The organism is Ignavibacteria bacterium, assembly GCA_025612375.1.
In the GTDB taxonomy this organism is placed as follows: Bacteria; Bacteroidota; Ignavibacteria; order Ignavibacteriales; family SURF-24; genus JAAXKN01.
Map to the genome: position 1 here is coordinate 72,748 of JAAXKN010000013.1, position 19,069 is coordinate 91,816.

A 19,069-nucleotide genomic window follows, 5' to 3' on the forward strand; every position below is an offset into this window, starting at 1 on the left:
TTTATCCCCATAAAAACATTCTTGCTTTTTCTTTATGGATGATGTATAATTGTATCGTCAAAGTAGTCGAAAATCTTCCAAATCAGGCCCCAATTTAGCGGAAAAATGCATTTCGCGGGTAGTTTTTGAATTTTAGCCTAATTTTTAGTATATTTGCAAACTAAATATTAGACTACTTGCATGACATTACTTAAGACCTTAAATTTAGAGCAAAAAGAAGCTGTTGAGTATCTTGACGGCCCGCAAATGATTGTTGCCGGAGCAGGATCCGGGAAAACCAGGGTGCTGACTTATAAGATCGCATACCTGATTGACCAGGGATTCGAGCCTTCTTCTATCCTGGCTCTCACTTTTACAAACAAGGCAGCAAACGAGATGAAACAGCGCATCCGCTCACTTATAGGCGAAAGCGCAAACCACCTCTGGATGGGTACTTTCCACTCCATTTTTGCCAAAATACTCCGTATTGAAGCCGAAAAAATTAACTTTAAGAGCAATTTCTCGATCTATGACACCGAAGATTCCTCGGCTCTTGTAAGCACAATACTCCAGGAAATGAACTGGATGATGGAAGGCGTTACGGCAAATTCAATCCACCATAAGATCAGCTTCCTGAAGAACCAGATGATCTATCCTAAAGAATATGCCGATAATATCGCATCTTCCGTGCTGGAGAGGAAAATTGCCGATATATATGAAGAATTCAACAAGCGCCTGCACGAGAATAACTCTATGGACTTTGACGACCTGCTCTTAAAGCCTATTGAGCTTTTTAAGGAAAAGGAGAAGGTCCTTCAGAAGTATAAAAAGAAATTTACATATATACTGGTAGATGAATACCAGGATACCAACCGTGCTCAGTACGAACTCTTAAGACTCCTTGTCTCGTCTAAAAGAAACATTTGTGTCGTCGGCGATGACGCTCAGAGCATTTACGGCTGGAGAGGCGCCGATATACGCAATATGCTCGACTTTGAAAGGGATTTCCCGAAAGCTAAAATATTCCGCCTCGAGCAGAACTACCGCTCAACCAAGACCATTCTGGCTGCAGCAGGTTCAGTTATAAAGAACAACCAGGAACAGATAGCCAAGACGCTCTGGACAGAAAACAATGACGGCGAAGAGCTTGCTCTCGTCAGGTGCTCGGATGAAAAGGACGAGGCTTACCAGCTTACAAAGCTTATAAAAGAGGAAATCTCGCAGAAGAAGCTTTCATATAAGGATTTTGCAATACTCTATAGAATTAACTCACAGTCCAGGGCCCTTGAAGACGCCTTCAGGCGCGAGAGGATTCCATACAGAATCATCGGCGGAATAGAATTTTATAAGAGAAAAGAAGTAAAAGATGTAATTGCATACCTGAGGGTCCTGGCAAACCAGGCCGATGAGGAAAGCCTGCTCAGGATTATGAACTTTCCGCAGCGCGGAATAGGCAATACTTCCATCTCCAAGATGATTGCTTTTGCCAGAAAGCATCACCTTACACTCTTCGATACAATGATGAGGGTCTTCGAGGTAATTGAGGTAAAGGAAAGAATTCAGAAGAACGTCAAGGCATTCAAGCTCCTTCTGGATAAATATATTACACTCAATGAAAAACTCTCCTTAAGCGAGCTTATTTCGGCCCTTATTGATGAACTCGGTATACTCAGGGTTTATAAGGAGGAAAACACTCCCGAGTCGCTCGTAAGATATGAGAACATTCAGGAACTCCTTAACGCAATAAGCGACTACTCCAAAAGTGTCCCAAATGCTACTATGGAACAGTACCTGGCCGAGGTCTCTCTTGTCTCGGGAGTCGATCAGATGGAAGACGAGAATAACAGCGTTACAATGATGACTGTCCACAGCGCAAAAGGGCTGGAATTCCCGGTCGTTTTTGTCTCGGGCCTTGAAGAGGATATATTCCCGCTTGCCCCCAAATTTAACTCCGACGCCAGAATTGAAGAGGAAAGACGCCTTTTCTATGTCGCACTTACACGCGCACAGTCGAAAGTTTTTCTAACCTACGCCCGTTCACGCTACCGCTTTGGAGAGGTTGCATACCAGAGCAAATCCAGGTTCATCGAGGAACTGGACCCGGCAACTTATGTCGAGCTTAACGGTGCCGCGGGGCGCAAGGGCTCCAGCCGCCGCACTAAGAAAGATTTTATGTACGATGAGCATTACCAGGAGGACTATGATGACTTTAACCAGGAGCAGAAGTCTCTCCGTATGGGCTCAAAGGTAATGCATGAAAAGTTCGGTCTCGGAAAGGTCCAGCAGATCAACGGCATCGGCGAGATGCAGAGAGTTACAGTAGCCTTCGAGGAGGCAGGTGTAAAACAGCTCCTTGTGAAATTTGCAAAATTAAAAGTTCTTTAGGAAATAGCGGAAGTAAAAGAACCAGTGTCCTTTAACTGGATAATTATGTTCTTTTTTCTGCTTTCCACGTGTTCGCTAAAGGGGAAAAATCCCCTTGAATTAGATAAATTAAGTTGTATACCTTAAATGGATATTATTAAACCGGAGGAAAAATGAAAATTGGAGTGTTGACTGGCGGGGGAGATTGCCCAGGTCTGAATCCTGTTATCCGTGCAGTTGTTAGAAAGTCCATTCAGAATGGCCATCAGGTTGTTGGTTTTACAGAAGGGTGGAAAGGTTTACTTGAGAATAAATATATTAATCTGGATGTCGATGCAGTTTCAGGTATTTTACATCGCGGTGGTACTATTCTCAGAAGTTCACGCACAAACGTTTATAAAGTGCCGAACGGCGAAGCTACTATAATTAAGAATATGAAGGACAGCGGCATAGATGCGCTCGTGGCTATCGGCGGCGAGGATACACTCGGTGTTGCAACAAAATTATACAAGGCAGGCGTTAACGTTGTTGGCGTTCCCAAGACAATCGACAACGATCTTAACGCAACAGATTATACCTTCGGATTCGATACAGCTGTTAATATTGCAATGGAAGCCATTGACCGCCTCCACACAACAGCCGAATCACACAACCGCGTAATGGTAGTTGAAGTAATGGGCCGTCACGCCGGATGGATAGCACTTCATTCAGGTATGGCCGGCGGAGCTGACATTATTCTTATCCCTGAACAGCCTTTCAAAATGGACGAAGTTTGCGACGTCCTGAAGAAAAGACACGCAAGAGGCAAAAACTTCTCTATAGTCGTTGTTGCCGAAGGCGCACAGTGGGATACATCTGATGAAAAAGAGAGTATGATTTTGCAGAGCCAGGAACTCGATTCATTCGGCCACGTAAGACTTGGCGGAATCGGAAACCTCCTTGCAAGCGAAATTGAAAAGCGTACAGGCTTTGAAACAAGAGCAACAATTTTAGGCCACGTTCAAAGAGGCGGATCTCCAACAGCTTTCGACAGAGTACTCGGTACACGCTTCGGCGTATTTGCCGCTGAACTGGTGGAAAAGGGTGACTTCGGTAAAATGGCTTCACTCAGGGGTGTTGACATAGTTGCCGTTCCTCTTGAAGCTGCTACAGGAGAACTTAAGACTGTTGATGCAAAGCTGATGGATGTTGCTGCAACATTCTTCGGATGATATTGTCCTTAGTTTGATTAAAAGCCGGCAGCCTTTATGGCAGCCGGCTTTTTTTATGGCTTAATTCTTTTATGGCTTAATTCTGTTGTAGGTTGCCAGCAGTTTATTTCTGTAGGTCTCTTTTATCTTTTCTTCCACGTCCCCGATCGGCTTAATGGGAATTAGATCCATTACTTCTTCCGAAGTCATACCCGAAAACATCGTCTTTAAGGCCCCTTCGGCCATCTTCTTTATGCCTTCTTCTGCTTCAGTTTCGCTGAGGCCGAATTCCTTCATGATGTTTCCTAATTCATAAAGCTGGAACCATAAATACGTGGGCCCCATTGCGGTAAGGACTGCAAAGGCCTCCAGCTTTTCCTCGGGCACTACAGGGCAGTCGCCAAGTGGCTTAAGCAGATCAAGAACTGCCGCCTTTTCCTTTCCAGTAATTCCGGAAGAAAAACTTACCGGGTTATAACCCGCATTTACAATTGAAGGAGCATTCGGAATTACTCTTACAATCCTGCTAAAGCCTCCCAGAGCCTCCTGCATTTTTGATATTGTTATCTTTGGTGCCAGTGAGACAAGGATACTGTTCTTACTGAGCTCAGTCCTTATTTCTTTCAAAATGTCACATATAAGCGGGGGATGAAGTGAAAGGAAAACAATATCCTGCCTTGCCGGGAGCTTGTCGTCATTGTATGAAATACAAATTTCCGGATAAGTCTGCTTCAGCTTTTCCAGATATCCCGCTATAATATCACTGACCACGACATTTGGAAAAGTCAGCCCGGTATTGCTAAGGCCCTTCAGGATTATGCGGGTAATCCTGCCCCCGCCAATGAAACCGTAAGAATTTGAATCCATATACACTCCGGACAATTATTGTAAATTTAATGCAACTGATATCTCGAATGTCTTGAACTCTAGAGATTAAAATATGGGCGAACTCCTCTCAGGAAGATGTGCCGCCTCTTAAGAGAAAGAGAAACAGGCGGGGAGTCTCACCTCGAGCGCTCACTGTTCAGAATTCTTGTGGATGCACAATGAGTCTTTTAATGCAGACAATACTGAAAAGACAACATTTCTTTGAACTTTAGTCACGGATTTAGTCGGTTTTTACGCTTTCTTTTGAAATGCACAATATTATACTTACACAAAATACAAGAAGCGGCATAAAAAGCAAGACTTTTCCTCTGTGGGCGCAAAAATCTTTAATTTATTGCTGCTAAACGTGTTATGGCGCAAAATGAGGGCTGTATAATGTTAATTCATATAAACTTAAGTGCATTTCTGCTTGGATTTTATTCTTTATTTTTTAATATTTACCGTTAACGGAAATTTGAGGGGTTAAATGAATACAGGCAAAATGCCGCTAATCTTAATTGCAATTTTTACTTTTCTTTTTGCTCAAAGCGCCTCTGCTTTTTCAACAGGAGCAGACAGCGCCGCCTATAAACAAAATCCGAACTACTGGCTGCAGACAGGTTTATATAACATATACAGGACACAGCACTCAAACGTCGTAATGCTCGGAAACTCCATAACGCACGGCGTCAACTGGAATGAACTGCTTGGAAGAAATGATGTGGCCGAAAGAGGCATACCAAGCGATATGGTTGAAGGCTTCCTAAGCCGCCTGGACTATATCTACAAACTCAACCCAAAAGTCTGCTTTATTATGGGCGGAATAAACGATATCTATTCGGGCTTCAGTGTAGACACGGTTTTTAATGAATATGTAAGGGTGATAAGGGGACTTCAGAATCATAACATTATCCCTGTCATACAGTCAACACTTTTTGTCTCACAAAAATGGCACAACGCACGCGACAAAAATCCCGAAGTAAATAAGCTTAATATGCTCCTGAAGGATTACGCCGCGAAGAACAATATTACTTTTGTTGACCTCATTCCACAAATGACATACGATGGGCTCTTGAAGGATGAACTGACTTACGACGGCCTGCACCTGAATGCCAATGGCTATGCCATTTGGCGTGAAAAGCTGGATCAGATCCTGAATAAAATGATTCAATAGGCAATTCTATTACTCATAATTAAAACAAGGTTTCAAGGAAGGTAATTCCTGCCTGATAAAGCGTTATTCAACATCAAGAAGGAAAATTTATATGACTTCAATCAAAGATAAGAACAGGCCGGTAGCTGTTATAGGTCTGGCAATTCTGTTCTCATTTGTTCTTTCTTACATCCCTGAAGGTGTAAACATTGTTTTCTTTAAGACAAAACCCGTCAGCTTATTTTCTGACATTAAACCCGACTCGCTTTTAAGCCTTGGGACTTCACAAAATACAGAAGTTCTCTCTGCCATAAAGCCTGACGGCAGAATGGTATATGCCTCTTTCCCGGGGCAGTTCCTTTTTGAATCTCTTAGCCGCATTTTAAGCGCTGATCAGTTTTCACCTGAGGGTAATTCATCTCAGCCGGCTCAGACAAACGTTGGACTTTCAGGTAATGTGGCCCAGATGAGGAACTTCTTTGATGCACTCAAGCAGTCCCGCTCAAAAAGCGTCAGAATAGCCCACTATGGCGATTCAGGGCTTGAAGGCGACCTTATTGATGCCGATATGAGACAGGACCTCCAGAAGAATTTCGGCGGCATGGGCGCGGGATTTCTTCCTGTTACATCACAGGACGTTTCATTCAGGGTTTCTACGGGCATTTCTTTCTCGGGCGACTGGAAGACTTCTTCTGTGATAATTGGAAAAGAAGCCAATATTCCTCTCGGAATCAACGGTTTTGCATTTATTCCAAAGGCCGGAAGCTGGGTTAAATACGACTGCTACAACCGCTATTCTTCGGCAAGCGGCTTTAGAACAATTAAAATATATTATTCCGACGCAAAAAATTCATCCATTAAGTATTCCTTCAATAACGGAAGCGAGCAGATGGCTCCTCTTCAGACCGGTAAAGGCGTTAAGGAGCTTCTCCTTACAGTGCCTTCAAACGGCAAATCTTTTAAGATGACTGCAACCGTTTCTGAACAGGCTAAATTCTACGGCATCAGCATGGAATCAGGAGCTGGCGTCTACCTCGACAACTTCGCCTGGAGGGGAAACACAGGAACCTCATTCAGGGACATTTCATCTGAGGTGATGAGAGACTTTAATAAGTACCTTAACTATAAGTTAATCATACTCAGCTTCGGGCAGAATATGGTCTCAACCGGCAGCGTCAACTTCGGCTGGTACGAAAACCAGATGACTAATGTAATAAATGACCTTAAGCGCGATTTCCCGCAGGCAAGCATTCTCCTGGTCAGCGTTGGCGACAGGGCAATAAAGAGGGGAACAAAGTTTGCTACGGACCCGAACGTAATTAAAATGGTGGAATCACAGAAGAAAATTGCCAATTCAACTGGCATTACTTTCTGGAATATGTTTGAGGCTATGGGAGGTGAGAATTCTATAGTCGCATGGGCAAGCTCAGGACTGGCATTCAAGGACTATGGCCACATTTCTCTCGACGGCTCAAAGAAGGTGGCAAATATGTTATCTAAGGCCATTACGAATGCTTATTATTCACATAAATAACGGCAGCAGCCCTGCTTAAAAATGCAGGATCTATTAGCCGCCTGTAATTAAAAAAATTTCCAGAGAGTGAGAGGAAATATTATGATCAACAGATATAATCCGAATGAGACCATCTGGGAACGCTGGAGCCTCAATGCGGCATTGTTCCCCGAGAAAGAGGCTATTGTTCACTGGGATGCCGAGGCTGAACCTTACAGGTGGACATTTGGCAGCCTGCTTCAAAACGCTGACAGGGTTGCCCTTGCACTCATGCGAAAGGGAATCTCAAAAGGTGACGTGTGCGCCATAATCGTTCGGCATAATGCCGGATTCTATCCTCTCTACCTCGCAATTGCAAGCATAGGCGCAATTCCTGCTGTACTGGCATACCCGAACGGAAGACTCCATCCGGAGAAGTTCAGACAGGGGCTTGAGGGAATGGCAAGACATTCGGGACTGGACTGGATAATGACTGAAAGGGAGCTTGAGCACATCATAGCTCCCCTTACACTCAGCCAGAACAGCATGATAAGGGGGATCATTTTCCCTCTGGAACTTCATGAGGACGTTCCCGTAAGTAATGATGAGTATAAGGAAATCCTCAATATACGCAATAACATGAAATCCACAGACCCATTTCTTCTGCAGCATTCCTCGGGCACAACCGGGCTGCAGAAGCCGGTCCTCCTTACGCATAAAGAGATACTGCTTCAGATTGCTAACTATTCAGAGGCAGTAAAGCTTACGGATAAGGATAAGATTGCAACCTGGCTCCCGTTGTACCATGATATGGGCCTCATTGCGGCTTTTCATATGCCCCTGGCCTCAGGTATAACGGCAATTCAGATGGATCCTTTCCAGTGGGTCATGGTGCCGGAAATACTTCTGGACGCCATTTCAAAGGAGAAGGCAACACTTTCATGGCTCCCGAACTTCGCTTTCAACCTGATGTCCGACAAGATACGCACCGAGGACCTGGAAGGCATTTCTCTTGAATCTGTAAGGATGCTCATAAACTGCAGCGAACCTGTAAGGTACGACAGCTTTATGAAATTCCTCGCCTCCTTCGGCCATCTCGGAATCACAAAGGAAAAGCTCGCGGCCAGCTATGGAATGGCTGAAATTACTTTTTCTGCAACACAGACAGAGCCTGGTGTGGAACCAAGACACCTTGAGGTCGACAGGCAGCTGCTTTCAAAGGGGACTGTAAAGCTGGCCAATAGCTCTACACAGGTCGTCCGCGTTTGTGTATCTTCCGGTAAACCGATCGGAAAGACTAAAATAAAGATTCTCGGCCAGGAGGGAAGCGAGCTCCCGGAAGGAATGGTTGGCGAAATTGTAATTAAATCGGAGACAGTTTTTGAAGGCTACAGGAACTATCCGGAAAAAACCGCTGAAGTTCTTAAAGACGGGTGGTATTATAGCGGCGACTACGGATTCTTGTGGGAGGGCTATTTATATGCTATCGGACGCAAAAAAGATATTATTATTGTCGCGGGAAATAATATTTATCCCGAAGACGTCGAGGACCAGGTCATGCAGGCCGGGGGCGTCATACCAGGCAGGGTAATTGCCTTCGGTGAGGAGGACCCTGCAATCGGAAGTGAACAGATCTCGGTTATTGCTGAATCCCACTTTACAGAGCCTGAAATGCTGAAAAAACTCCGTCTGGATATAATTAAAACAGGAATGCAGATAGACGTTACTATAAAAAATGTTTATATTGTGCCTCCAAGATGGCTCATTAAGAGCTCGGCCGGAAAACCGGCCCGCAAGGCAAATATGGAAAGAATATTAAAAAGCAAAGAAGAAGTTTTATGGGGGTAATATGATTTCAGACAGACTGAAAAAAACAATCCTGAATGTCCTTCACCTGGAGGATTTTGAAATTCAGGACGACACCAGAGCCGACGAGGTGCCGGGCTGGGATTCATTAAACCATATTAACGTTATACTGGCAGTCGAAAATGAATACAAGGTCCGCTTTAAGAATATTGAGGTTCTGAAGCTGAAAAATATAGGGGACCTTCAAAAGCTGGTTGATTCAAAAACCAACTGATGGAAATTTAACAACCTTTTCTTAAGTTATTAAAAATTTATAACGGCAAATATCAGGCGGCTTAAAAGAAATGTTACACAATATTGATCTTAATAAGTTTCTCTCACTTTTTACTTATGTCCCGGATGATCCGCTTTTATTCAGCACCGCGGAATTCTTGTTCTTTTTCTTCGCTTTCCTGATATTCTACAGCGCATTTTCAAAAAGCAGAAATTTCCGCGTATACATTCTGATCATATTTTCACTTTTCTTTTACTATAAGGCGGCAGGACTTTATTTCCTCCTACTTATATTCAGCTCTCTGTTTAACTTTTCGGCCGGAAAATTTATAGGGCAAAGTGAAAGCCCCCTGAAGAAAAAAACGGCGCTGATAGCATCAATTGTCGTGAATATTGGCGTTCTGTTCTACTTTAAGTACACGAATTTTTTTATTGAAATAATTAACCATATTGGCTCTTCGGCCATTACTCCTCTGGATATATTCCTTCCCGTCGGAATATCCTTTTTTACTTTCAAGGCGCTCAGCTATGTGCTTGACGTCTTCCTGGAGAAGATGGAACCCGAAGGTAGCTTCAGGGATTTTCTCCTTTATGTTTCCTTCTTCCCAAGTATTCTGGCCGGACCAATTGACCGTGCACCTGAATTTCTGCCTCAGGTTAAAGGTGACGTGAAAATCCCGGAAAACTATATCGGACGGGGAATATTCCTTATCATTGCAGGACTCTTTAAGAAAGCCGTCATTGCCGACTACATCGGGGTAAACTTCGTGGACCGCATTTTTGAAATGCCCACGCGTTATACAGGGGTTGAAAACCTGCTCGCCGTTTATGGCTATGCACTAAAGGTTTACTGCGATTTTTCAGGCTATTCTGATATCGCTATTGGTGTGGCTCTTCTTATGGGCTTTAAGCTCATGGATAACTTCAACTCTCCTTATCAGGCGGCTTCAATTGCTGAATTCTGGAGACGCTGGCATATATCTCTTTCAAGCTGGCTCCAGGATTATCTCTTCCGCCCGCTTCAGATGAAATTCAGAAACCTCAGAACTCTGGGCAACGCTTCAGCTCTCGTAATTACTTTCCTTATCTGCGGACTCTGGCACGGTGCATCATATACATTTATACTCTGGGGCGCAGTGCACGGCCTTATGATGGCTTTTGCCCTCTTTACAAAAAAGCCAAAGCAGATGCTATATGAAAAGCTGGGTATCAGTAACTCTAAGGTACTCCACGTCCTCCAGGTTATTATTACGTTCCATCTCATTGCAGTGACGTGGGTTTTGTTCGGGGCAACTAGTTTCTCTTCGGCAATGGACATGTTCTCGCAGATATTTAACTATTTCAAGGGTGGCGTATTCGTACAGTTTGTACAGGCTTTCCCTTCGGTCTTCGCACTGATTATTGCGGGCTACGTACTGCATTTTATTCCGAAATCGTTTGAGGTGAAATCTGCCGGGCTTCTTACAAAGACACCTCTTTGGGGTAAGGCTTTAATTCTTGCCGTTATGATATGGGTTGTCGCACAGGCTAAATCGGCAGACCTGCAGCCGTTTATATATTTTCAGTTCTGACAGTGGCTAAAAATGATGGTAACATTTTAATCAGGTGAATTAAGATGAAAAGGGAAGTATGGATTCTTTCGTTTTTCTTCTTTTTCTTTTTTGCTTCGGAGCTCTGTGCCCGTGCTGATTCAACTTACTACAACGGGACACTGGATCACCGCCTTCAGGTTGGGCTCTACAGCATATATAAAACCGAGCACGCCGAAATTGTCATGCTCGGAAATTCCCTTACTCACGGCGTTAACTGGAATGAGCTCCTTGGCAGAACCGACATTGCTGAACGCGGCATCCCGGGTGACGGCATAAGGGATTACCTGAGCCGCATGCAGTATGTCTTTAGGCTTAAGCCCAAAATATGCTTTATCATGGGAGGCATCAACGACCTTTATTCGGGCTATCCCCCTGAACTGATCTCAGCCAACTACATAAAGGTAGTTGAGGCTCTTAAGGAAAATGGCATTATCCCTGTTATGCAGTCCCCTTTATATGTCGCTTCAAAATACATGCTCGCCTCAAAGAAAAATCAGGAAATTGCAACCTTAAACAACCTCCTTAAATCATATGCAGAAAAAAAAGGAATATTGTTTATCGACCTCAACTCCAAAATGAGCCGCGGGGGATATCTTAGAAGCGAACTTACATTTGACGGCATCCACCTGAATGCAGATGGCTATCTTATCTGGCGCGATGAGATTGCACCAGTAATAAACAGGCTCCTGGAACCGGGCTCCGGATAGCTCAAGCTGAAATTTCCTGAATTTTTTCTCTCCCTGGGTGAACTATCTTCTCTCAGAAAATTACACCATAATTTAGTGCAATTACCATGGATTGGGCCCTTTTGGGCTGCAAAATTATTCCTAAATGTCTTCCCGGGGCTTGACAATGAAAATTCCACCTGTTAACTTAAAAAGCGTTATTTGTTTTTATAAATGCAGTGACCGCGCTCATTGCTTTTTTTGTGATACGGTAAATTTTGCTTCTCTTTTTGAAATAACTGGCATAAATATAGATTTTTTCTCCGGCCTTTGCCTGGGCCGGGTTTTCTGGTGTAAGTTATTTTTCTGTCTTTGCACAGACTTCTACTTTTATTATTAAATTGAGGGGAAAATGAGAAGAGTTATTTTTACTAAGCTTCTGCTTTTGTGTCTGCTGCTCCTTCCTGCAGCGCTCTATGCACAGGCACCTGCGGCGGTTACTTTGATTGCTCCTGAGAATAAGGCTGCCGGCGTTTCAATTCAACCGATGCTATACTGGAATATTTCTGCCGGAGCAACAACATACTGGCTCCAGATTTCTACGGATAAGGATTTCTCCAAAATATTTTGTGAAGTCGGCTTAAGTGCTGCTTCGCAGCTGCCAAATAATTTTGCTGCGTGGATGCCTTTAACTGCTGCACAACGCTTTGAAAACAATAAGCAGTACTACTGGCATGTTAAGGCTGGCAATGAATCATGGGGACCTTACTCCGAAACGAGAAGTTTCTACACAATGGCCGAGGTTAAACCTCTGCTGACATATCCGGTAAACAATACGGTGATTTATACAAAATCAGTGAATTTTTCCTGGTATACTATTCCTAACAGCCCGGGTGTGAAATATGACCTCATCTTTTCAAGGACAGCTCCTGTCGACAATCAGCTCGTTGCTCCTGAAGGATTTCCCGATTTGGAACAGACATATTATACAATCTATAATCTTGAAAGAGGTAAAACCTACTACTGGCTGGTCCGCTCTAAGTCCGCGGCCGGCTATATAATTTCCTACTCCAAAATTGAAAGCTTTTCAATTCCCGCTGACCCGGGACCTATAACTCCCACTCCAAGCTGGCCCGTTGGAGGCGCAACTGTTTATACTTCATCGCCTGAGTTCCTGTGGTATCTTGGTTCTGCCGACCCGGGACTGGAATTTAACGTATACTATTCTGCCACGCCGAACTTTGTAATTGACGGTACTACGCTTAACACTGGCTGGAGCCGGGATTCATATGCAAAGGTTACATCCGACCTGGCAGCCGGAGACTACTACTGGAAAGTAAAATCCAGACTTATTAGCGACAACTCGAAAGAAAGCGCTGCGTCAGATGAAGCGCATTTTAAGATTTATTCCGGACTGGCTCAGACTGCACCGGTGCCCGTCCCATCATGGCCCGTTGGCGCGGCCACTGTGTATTCAACTTCAGTACAGTCCTGCTGGTATCTGAATACATACTTCCCGGGCCTTTACTATCAGATACAGTATAAAAAATTAACCGACGCTTCCTATACAAAGACAGCCTGGACTCAGAATAGTTATTTTGCTCTTGAAGGCTTAACTGCCGGTGAAAGCTATCAGTGGCAGGTCAGATCCTCAGTGGATAGTTCTGAAGCTAAAGCTTCCGCCTGGTCCACCGTAGAGGCTAAGTTCAAGATCGACGGAGGAATTATTCCAACAGCAATTATACCCACTCCGTCGTGGCCCATAGGGGGTACAGCTGTTTATTCAAAAACCCCTAACTTTTCGTGGTATGTGGGCGGAGATGGAACAGGGCTTCAGTACCAGGTTCAGTATGCTGAGGACAAGGATTTTACATCAGGGGTGGTTACTCTTTCTCCTACTTCGGACTTGTCCACTTCAGGAGCTGAAAATTCTCTCTTGGCCGGCAAAGTATACTACTGGCACGTTCAGTCGAGGCTGGGCTTAAACGGTTCGTGGACAGCGCCTTCGGCCCCGGCGGAGTTTAAGGTAGTTGCAGAGGCTGCGGTTAAGCCATTAAAGCCTATTATATCTTCACCATGCCCCGGAGAGCAGTTAAGTTCCAATACTGCAAAACTGCAGTGGTTCCTGCCAGGTTCACCCGAAGGCCTGAAGTTCTGCGTGGTGATTTATAAACAGACATTCAGCCCCGAGAACCAGTTCATAAGACAGGAAGCTATTACAGAGATGAATGCAACTTACACTGGTTTTGTTCCCGGCGCTACTTATGCATGGGTAGTTTACTCATATGAAGCCGAGCATCCGGAAAATATTTCTGAACATTCAGATGTGGCTACTTTTACGGTAACCCCCGGAATTTTGTCCATCATTCCGATTACAGGAAGTCCGGTAAGAGGAGTTAGGATTTCTACAGATTCACCTGTTTTAAGCTGGTTTGTCCCAGCCGCAACTTCACCTTTGAAGTATGAGGTCCAGTATTCGCTTAATAAGGATATGTCCGATGCCAAAACTGTAACAGGCATAGAATCAACAAATAAAACACTGGACGGCCTTAGTGAAGGAACTACATATTACTGGAAGGTGAGATCATTTAATTCAGAAGGGAAAGCCTCCGCATTTTCAAACGTGGAAAGCTTTGTTGCAGCTTCAGTAACCGGCGTGGAAACGGGAAGCAACTCAGTTATTCCTGAAAAGTTTGAGGTTTCTAAGAACTATCCCAACCCGTTTAACCCGTCTACTGCAATCAGGCTGAGCCTGCCTGCGGCCTCTTTTGTGACGGTTAAGATTTACAATATGCTGGGACAGGAAGTAAAAACACTTCTTCATGGACAGACTGCTTCCGGCCTGCACACTCTGCTCTGGCATGGAGAGGACAACGCGGGCAGCATTCTTCCAAGCGGATCCTATATCTACAGGGTTACGGCAGGGGAGAATGTGACTACGGGAAAAATGATGTTCCTGAAATAACCCTCTCTGACGTGTAAAAGTAATTTGGGCCCCCTTAAAAGTAATATACTTGCAAGGGGGCCTGTTTATTCATTGCAGCTTGTTTTATGCAATTTACCCTTATATACCGGTATTTTTATTCATGGCTCATACCTTTTATTCTCTCTTCCTAAGGCTTTTGCCTTTTTGCATTATAATTCGTTTCCCATTTTAAATTATTTTGTTAACTTTGGATGATAAAAATTGCGGTTTATTTATTATCGGTCTTTTCGGGGCTAATATGGACGATCATAATAATACAGGATCTGATCCGGTAAAGAAAACCTTGAGACAGCCTGGAGATTGTGAGGCTTCACTCGATATGAAAGACTTTACCTTGAAGCATGACCCGCCGGGAATTTCCAGCTCAAGTCTGGAAATAATACTCGACTCCGTACCATCCTACATTTTTTATAAAGATGAAGACGACAGGTACGTAAATGTCAATAAGGCTATGGCTGAGGTTTGCGGAATCCAGAAGGAAAACTGGACCGGTAAGACAACCGCTGAACTGTTCCCGGACTTCTCGGCTGACTTCCTCCTGCTCGACCAGGAGGTAATCAGTAGCGGCAAGGCATTTAGAAATATCGAACAGCTTTTCCATACCCCTGAGGGGATTAAATGGCTTCAGACCGATAAGATCCCGCATATTGATGAAAATGGAAAAGTTAAAGGCGTAGTTTCAATTTCAACTGATATTACCAAACGCAAAGAAGTTGAAACTTCACTGAAGGTGTCTGAAACAAAGTACAGAATCGTTGCTGAAAATACATACGACTGGGAATTCTGGATAAGTCCCGATGGGTGCTTTATCTATTCATCCCCGTCCTGCATGAGAATTTCCGGCTACGGAGCTGAAGAATTTGAAAACGATCCTAAACTTTTTGAATCCATTATTTATCCTGAGGATTTGGACTTCTATCTGTCTCATACATGCGACAAAAAAAGCTACCATGAGCAGACTGAAATAGAATTCAGGATCGTAAAAAGAGGCGGGGAAGTGCGCTGGATTGCTCACCTCTCTCAGCCGGCCTATGGCCCGGAAAACGTGCTCCTGGGCAGACGCGGCAGCAACCGCGACATTACCGAAAGGAAAATTGCCGAAGAGGCCCTCTCCATGAGCGAAAAACGCTACAGGATTCTGGCTCAGAATTTTCCGAATGGATGCGTTATTCTCTTTGATAAAAATCTGCGCTACATAGTAGCCGACGGTAATGAAATTGCCAGAACCAGTCCTTACCTCGACTCTGTCGTAGGAAAAACTATATGGGAACTATATCCGCCTGAAACGTGTAAACTGATTGAGCCATTTTACCGCGCGGCTTTGGATGGCAAGGAAAATATTTTTATTCAAAAGCTCTTTGACAGGTTTTACGAATTCCATACTCTGCCAATAAAGGAAAAAGACGGCCTCGTCTCGGCTGGAATGTGCCTCATGCTGGACGTTACAAAAAAGATTCAAGACGAAGAAGAGCTAAAAGCCATTAATGCGGGCAAGGATAAGCTTTTCTCAATTATCGCACACGATCTTAAAAGCCCCTTTACTGCACTGCTGGGGTTTTCTGAATATATGACTAATTACCTGGAGGACCTCAACCCGGATGAAATTAAAGAGTTCGCAGGCAGCATCTATAAATCCGCCAGCGGCGTATATAAACTGATTGAAAATCTTTTGCAGTGGTCGCGCCTCCAGCTTGGAAGAATTGAGTTTGTACCCCAGGCATTTAACTTTTATGAGCTGGGTGACGAGGTCGTTCAGCTCTATCAGGCTAACGCCTGTAAAAAGAAGATAACGCTCTGCTATGAAATCGAACCGGCACTTATGGTTTATGCAGATAAGCAGATGACTGATACCATTTTGCGTAACCTCATCTCTAATGCAATTAAATTTACAGGGCAGGCCGGAACGGTCAGCCTAATGGCACAAAGGGATAAGGACGTCGTCAAAATTTCAGTAATCGATACAGGCAAGGGAATGGACAGCCTCCAGCTTTCAAAACTCTTCAGCTTAAGTGAAAACCGCACTACTCCGGGCACTGAGCAGGAGAAGGGAACAGGACTGGGACTTTTAATCTGCAAGGAATTTGTTGAAAAAAACGGAGGAACGCTTGCCGTCGAAAGCCTGACTGGCCATGGCAGCAGCTTTACTTTTACACTGCCTTTGGCCTTGAAATAAATGTGTGTTCATGAAATAAATAATCTGTTACAAAATTCTTTAATTGAACCTTAAATTAATCTAAAAAACGTGAGCTATATGAAAAAAATATTTTATGTATTGTTTGCCGGTTTTTTAATTGGATCATTGACATTCACAAGTGCACAAGAGAACAAAAAAATGACAGAATTACTCGATAAAGTAAAACAGCAGTTTGCTCCTGATAAGCGTACGGCAATTTTTAATGTTCATACGGTGGAAGAAAACGGGGCTGTAACTCTAAAAGGAGAAACAAACCTTCCGCATGCAAAAGATAAACTCCTCGCAGAACTGAAAAAAAATAACATTAAAGTTAAAGATGAAATTTCCATGCTCCCTTCAAAGGATCTGGAAGGAAAAACTTTCGGCGTTGTAGACCTTTCAGTTGCAAACCTCAGAACAAATCATGAACACTCGGCGGAAATGGCTACGCAGGGACTGCTTGGCACTCCTGTAAAGGTTCTTAAAAAAGATCACGGATGGTATCTCATTCAGACTCCCGATGAATATATTGCCTGGGTCGATGGCGACGGCGTTGAGACTATGACAAGAAGTGATTATGATAATTGGAATAATGCATCAAAAGTTATCTATACCGCTTTCTACGGCTTTACGCTCTCTGAACCCGATCTTAATGCGGCTCACGTTTCAGACATCGTTAAAGGAAATATCCTGAAATATATGGGCGAAGAGAAGGGTTTTGTAAAGGTTGAATATCCCGACCAAAGGATTGCTTTTATACCCAAAGATGAATGCACAGATTTTAACGGCTGGCTCGAGAGCCGTGACCCAAGTGCAGAAAACCTTATTAAAACCGGAAAGTCACTCATGGGCCTTCCTTACCTCTGGGGCGGTACTTCTGTCAAAGGAGCCGACTGCAGCGGCTTTACAAAGACGGTTTATTACTTAAACGGCGTTATTCTGCCGCGTGATGCCTCACAGCAGGTTTATTCAGGCGATCCTGTAGATACTAAAGACAGTTTCGATAACCTTAAACCGGGCGACCTGCTTTTCTTCGGAAACAAGGCAACGGCTACTACTAAAGAGAAAGCAACTCACGTTGCAATGTACATAGGTAACGGCGAGTATATTCATTCTTCCGGAAGGGTTAGAATAAATAGCCTCGACATGTCAAAGAAAGACTTCAACTCCCACAGGTTCGATACATTCCTGAGGGCAAGGAGAATTCTTACCTCACTGGATAAAAACGGAATATCACTCATAAAAAGCAACAATCTTAAACTGAAGGTTGAAAATGAAACAAAATAGAAGAGATTTCCTTAAAACATCCGGCCTAGCTGCCGGGACCGCTCTTTTAGGCGGATTCTCAAATAATATTTTTGCAAACAAATACATTAACACTATGAAATCCGGAAAAATGAAATTCAGGTTCAGACCCTATACTCTTGAACTTAAACACGTCTTTACAGTTGCCGAAGCCTCACGTTCAACTACACCTATCATGCTGACAGAAATTGAGTATGAAGGCGTTACCGGCTATGGAGAAGCCTCAATGCCTCCGTACCTGGGAGAGTCTCACGCCACGGCTACAGAGTTCCTTTCAAAGGTTGATTTATCCAGATATTCCAACCCTTTCGATCTTGACGACATACTTTCTGATATTGACGCAATTGCTCCGGGAAACCCCGCTGCCAAGGCTTCTGTTGATATCGCGCTTCATGACCTCATTGGAAAACTCATGAACCAGCCATGGTTTAATATCTGGGGTTACGACAAGAATAAAACGCCTAATACAACATTTACCATCGGCATCGATAAGCCCGACGTGGTAAGAAAGAAAACTCAGGAGGCTGTCTCAGGTTCCGAAGGCTTTAAGATCCTGAAGGTGAAGTTAGGCCTCGATAACGACAAGGAAATGATTGAAACCATCCGCTCGGTTACAAATGTACCCCTTACCGTCGACGCCAACCAGGGATGGAAGGATAAAGAGAAAGCAATTGATATGATCCATTGGCTTAAGGAACATAACGTCGTTTTTGTTGAACAGCCGATGCCCAAAACCATGATGGATGAAAATGCCTGGGTTACCGAACACAGCCCTCTTCCTACAATGGGCGATGAGGCGGTTCAGAGGCTTGTAGACGTACCTAAGGCTCACGGAGTATATTCCGGCATTAACATAAAGCTGATGAAAAGTACGGGCATGAGAGAAGCCCAGAAAATGCTCATCCTCGCACGCTCACTCGGAATGAAGGTTATGATAGGCTGCATGACTGAAACCTCTTGTGCTGTTTCTGCTGCCTCACAGCTTTCTCCCAAAGTCGACTGGGCTGATCTGGATGGCAACCTTCTTGTCAGCAACGATATCTATAAAGGTACAACCGTTGTTAACGGCAAAGTTACACTTACCGATCTGCCGGGCGTTGGTATTACAAAAATCTAATTGTTTTTTCAGGAAAGGTGAAGTGTTACTGAATGCTTCACCTTTCCCTTGCCAATTTTACTTGAGTCTTCCTATCAAAGGAGAGAACAAAATGCTTAAGACTTTTC

General features: G+C 43.9%; 13 protein-coding genes. 12 read left to right on the top strand and 1 reads right to left on the bottom strand.

Annotated features, from left to right (window positions below; all coding sequences use genetic code 11):
* Window positions 1–180 precede the first annotated feature (180 nt).
* Window positions 181–2,364 carry a UvrD-helicase domain-containing protein gene (locus tag HF312_10480; GenBank protein ID MCU7520630.1) on the top strand — a complete coding sequence of 728 codons (2,184 nt, stop codon included), beginning with the start codon at window positions 181–183 and terminating at the stop codon, window positions 2,362–2,364.
* A gap of 152 nt (window positions 2,365–2,516) precedes the next feature.
* Window positions 2,517–3,554, top strand: a complete 1,038-nt coding sequence (locus HF312_10485; protein MCU7520631.1) for a 6-phosphofructokinase — start codon at window positions 2,517–2,519, stop codon at window positions 3,552–3,554.
* Between the two features lie 69 nt (window positions 3,555–3,623).
* Here the strand turns inward: HF312_10485 and HF312_10490 are convergent, their stop codons facing one another.
* Window positions 3,624–4,400 carry an NAD(P)-binding domain-containing protein gene (locus HF312_10490; protein MCU7520632.1) on the bottom strand — a complete coding sequence of 259 codons (777 nt, stop codon included), beginning with the start codon at window positions 4,398–4,400 and terminating at the stop codon, window positions 3,624–3,626.
* Between the two features lie 487 nt (window positions 4,401–4,887).
* Between HF312_10490 and HF312_10495 the strand changes: the two genes are divergently transcribed.
* The 10 genes from HF312_10495 to HF312_10540 all read left to right on the top strand — a co-directional run bounded on the left by HF312_10495 (window position 4,888) and on the right by HF312_10540 (window position 18,962).
* Window positions 4,888–5,574: a GDSL family lipase gene (locus HF312_10495; GenBank protein MCU7520633.1), complete on the top strand. Its 687-nt coding sequence runs from the start codon at window positions 4,888–4,890 to the stop codon at window positions 5,572–5,574.
* Between the two features lie 91 nt (window positions 5,575–5,665).
* Window positions 5,666–7,087 (top strand): hypothetical protein, encoded by a 1,422-nt coding sequence (locus HF312_10500; GenBank protein ID MCU7520634.1) that lies wholly within the window; start codon window positions 5,666–5,668, stop codon window positions 7,085–7,087.
* A gap of 81 nt (window positions 7,088–7,168) precedes the next feature.
* Window positions 7,169–8,893: a fatty acyl-AMP ligase gene (locus tag HF312_10505; GenBank protein ID MCU7520635.1), complete on the top strand. Its 1,725-nt coding sequence runs from the start codon at window positions 7,169–7,171 to the stop codon at window positions 8,891–8,893.
* A 1-nt stretch (window position 8,894) separates the two neighbouring features.
* Window positions 8,895–9,125, top strand: coding sequence for an acyl carrier protein (locus HF312_10510; GenBank protein ID MCU7520636.1), 231 nt, complete (start codon window positions 8,895–8,897; stop codon window positions 9,123–9,125).
* A gap of 70 nt (window positions 9,126–9,195) precedes the next feature.
* Window positions 9,196–10,695 (top strand): MBOAT family protein, encoded by a 1,500-nt coding sequence (locus tag HF312_10515; protein ID MCU7520637.1) that lies wholly within the window; start codon window positions 9,196–9,198, stop codon window positions 10,693–10,695.
* Window positions 10,696–10,739: 44 nt separating this feature from the next.
* A complete protein-coding gene (locus HF312_10520; protein ID MCU7520638.1) occupies window positions 10,740–11,423 on the top strand; it encodes a GDSL family lipase in 684 nt (227 codons plus the stop codon).
* A gap of 370 nt (window positions 11,424–11,793) precedes the next feature.
* The gene (locus HF312_10525; protein MCU7520639.1) at window positions 11,794–14,346 is read left to right on the top strand and encodes a T9SS type A sorting domain-containing protein; all 2,553 of its coding nucleotides are present in this window, start codon (window positions 11,794–11,796) and stop codon (window positions 14,344–14,346) included.
* 259 nt (window positions 14,347–14,605) lie between these two features.
* Entirely contained in the window at window positions 14,606–16,540 is a 1,935-nt protein-coding gene (locus tag HF312_10530; protein MCU7520640.1) for a PAS domain-containing sensor histidine kinase, read from the top strand.
* A gap of 78 nt (window positions 16,541–16,618) precedes the next feature.
* A complete protein-coding gene (locus HF312_10535) occupies window positions 16,619–17,827 on the top strand; it encodes a C40 family peptidase (GenBank protein ID MCU7520641.1) in 1,209 nt (402 codons plus the stop codon).
* Window positions 17,814–18,962, top strand: a complete 1,149-nt coding sequence (locus HF312_10540; GenBank protein MCU7520642.1) for a twin-arginine translocation signal domain-containing protein — start codon at window positions 17,814–17,816, stop codon at window positions 18,960–18,962. The genes HF312_10535 and HF312_10540 overlap by 14 nt, the downstream gene beginning before the upstream one ends.
* Window positions 18,963–19,069: the final 107 nt, after the last annotated feature.

Excerpts from the sequence above, each read along its gene's own strand:
- HF312_10480 (MCU7520630.1), top strand. The coding sequence starts at position 181 with ATGACATTACTTAAGACCTTAAATTTAGAGCAAAAAGAAGCTGTTGAG.
- HF312_10485 (MCU7520631.1), top strand. The coding sequence starts at position 2,517 with ATGAAAATTGGAGTGTTGACTGGCGGGGGAGATTGCCCAGGTCTGAAT.
- HF312_10490 (MCU7520632.1), bottom strand. The coding sequence starts at position 4,400 with ATGGATTCAAATTCTTACGGTTTCATTGGCGGGGGCAGGATTACCCGC.
- HF312_10495 (MCU7520633.1), top strand. The coding sequence starts at position 4,888 with ATGAATACAGGCAAAATGCCGCTAATCTTAATTGCAATTTTTACTTTT.
- HF312_10500 (MCU7520634.1), top strand. The coding sequence starts at position 5,666 with ATGACTTCAATCAAAGATAAGAACAGGCCGGTAGCTGTTATAGGTCTG.
- HF312_10505 (MCU7520635.1), top strand. The coding sequence starts at position 7,169 with ATGATCAACAGATATAATCCGAATGAGACCATCTGGGAACGCTGGAGC.
- HF312_10510 (MCU7520636.1), top strand. The coding sequence starts at position 8,895 with ATGATTTCAGACAGACTGAAAAAAACAATCCTGAATGTCCTTCACCTG.
- HF312_10515 (MCU7520637.1), top strand. The coding sequence starts at position 9,196 with ATGTTACACAATATTGATCTTAATAAGTTTCTCTCACTTTTTACTTAT.
- HF312_10520 (MCU7520638.1), top strand. The coding sequence starts at position 10,740 with ATGAAAAGGGAAGTATGGATTCTTTCGTTTTTCTTCTTTTTCTTTTTT.
- HF312_10525 (MCU7520639.1), top strand. The coding sequence starts at position 11,794 with ATGAGAAGAGTTATTTTTACTAAGCTTCTGCTTTTGTGTCTGCTGCTC.
- HF312_10530 (MCU7520640.1), top strand. The coding sequence starts at position 14,606 with ATGGACGATCATAATAATACAGGATCTGATCCGGTAAAGAAAACCTTG.
- HF312_10535 (MCU7520641.1), top strand. The coding sequence starts at position 16,619 with ATGAAAAAAATATTTTATGTATTGTTTGCCGGTTTTTTAATTGGATCA.
- HF312_10540 (MCU7520642.1), top strand. The coding sequence starts at position 17,814 with ATGAAACAAAATAGAAGAGATTTCCTTAAAACATCCGGCCTAGCTGCC.